Here is a 1907-nt window from a genome sequence, read left to right on the forward strand (position 1 = left end):
ACCCCGAAGTACTGGGCCGACCAGGTCCGCGGCGCGGTCCGCTTCACCGACGCCGTCCGCGCCCTCGAAGCCCTCGGCGCCACCACCTTCACCGAGATCGGCCCCGACGCCGTCCTGACCGCGCTGGCCGCGGGCTCCGTCGAGGGCGCCGGAACCGCCCTCGCCGTCGCCACCCTCCGCGCCGGACGCCCCGAGGCGCAGCAGCTCGTGCTCGCCGCCGGGCAGCTGCACGCCCGCACCGGAAAGGCCGACTGGGCCGCCTACTTCGGCGCTCCGGCGCAGGATGCCGTCGACCTGCCGACGTACGCCTTCCAGCGCGAGCGCTACTGGCTCGATGTCGCGGAGGCCGCCGCCGACGCGGCGGGCCTGGGCCTGAGCCCGACGGACCACCCGATCCTCGGCGCCACCCTGGACCTCGCCGACGGCGACCAGACCCTCTTCACCAGCCGGCTGTCCCTCCAGTCGCACCCCTGGCTCGCCGACCACGCCGTCCTCGGCACGGTCCTGCTGCCCGGCACCGGTTTCGTCGAGCTGGCCCTCCTGGCCGGCGGACAGCTGGGATGCCCGCAGATCGAGGAGCTGACCCTGTCGGCGCCACTGGTGCTGTCCGAGCGCGGCGGGGTCCAGCTCCAGCTGGTCGTCGGCGACGCCGACGGCACGGGCCGCCGCAGCGTGGACGTGTACTCGCGCCACGAGGGCGACGCGGCCGACGCGTCCGCCGAGGCCCGCCCGTGGACCCTCAACGCCAAGGGCGTCCTGGCTCCCGCCGCCGACGCCGGCGAGGCCCTGATGGTCTGGCCCCCGGCCGGCGCCACCGAGGTCTCCCTCGACGGGGTCTACGAGCGGCTCGCCGCCCAGGACTACGCGTACGGCCCGGCCTTCCAGGGCCTGCGCCGCGCCTGGAAGGGGGGCAACGGCGAGATCTTCGCCGAGCTGACCCTGCCCGACGCGCAGCGCGCCGACGCCGGCCGCTTCCTGCTGCACCCGGCCCTGCTGGACTCCGCGCTGCACCCGCTGCTGCCCGGCGTGGTGGACGACGACCGGGTGGCGCTGCTGCCGTTCTCCTGGTCCGGGGTGAGCGTGCACGCCACCGGCGCCGCCACCCTGCGGGTGCGCATCACGCTGACCGGCCCCGAGGTGGCCTCGCTGACCGTCGCCGACGGCAGCGGAGCCCCGGTGGCGACCGTCGAGTCGCTGTTGCTGCGCCCACTGTCGAAGGAGGCGCTGCGCGAGGCGAACTCCGCCGCCAGGGACGGCCTGTTCAAGGTCGCCTGGGCTGCGCTCGCCGAACCGCGCCTGCCTGCTTCGGACCCGGCGGTGGACACCTCCGGCTGGGCCGTCGTCGGCGACCTCGACGTCACGGACGCCCGCACGTACGCCTCGCTCGAAGCGGTGGCCGCGGCGCAGACCGTGCCCGGTACGGTCCTGCTCGCGCTCGCCCCGACGGGTGCGGCCGACTCCGCCGAGGTCCCCGCCCTCACGCACCGCGCGGTCCGTGAGCTGCTGGGCACGGCCCAGTCCTGGCTGGCGGACGAGCGCGTCGCCGACTCCACCCTCGTGGTGGTGACCCGGGGCGCCCTCGCCACCACCGTCGGCGCGCCCGTCACCGACCTGGCGCACGCCGCCGCCTGGGGTCTGCTGCGCGTGGCGCAGAGCGAGAACCCGGGCCGGATCGTCCTGGTCGACCTGGACACCGACACCGACGGCACCTTCCCGACCACCGCCGTCGCCTCCGGCGAGCCGCAGATCGCGGTGCGCGGTACGGAGCTGCTGGTGCCGCGCCTGGCTCGGACCGCGCAGAACTCCGAGGCGCGGACTGCTCGTTGGGACCAGGGCACCACCCTGATCACCGGCGCGACCGGCGCGCTGGGCGGCGTACTGGCCCGGCACCTGGTCACCGAGCACGG

At 76.1% G+C, this 1907-nt stretch carries 1 protein-coding gene; it reads left to right on the top strand.

The window, feature by feature from the left end; genetic code table 11:
* A partial coding sequence (locus ACWDYJ_RS36205) for a polyketide synthase dehydratase domain-containing protein (RefSeq protein WP_451569854.1) occupies positions 1-1907 on the top strand: 1907 nt, incomplete at both ends.

The sequence above is a fragment of the Streptomyces sp. NPDC003042 genome, from assembly GCF_053591315.1.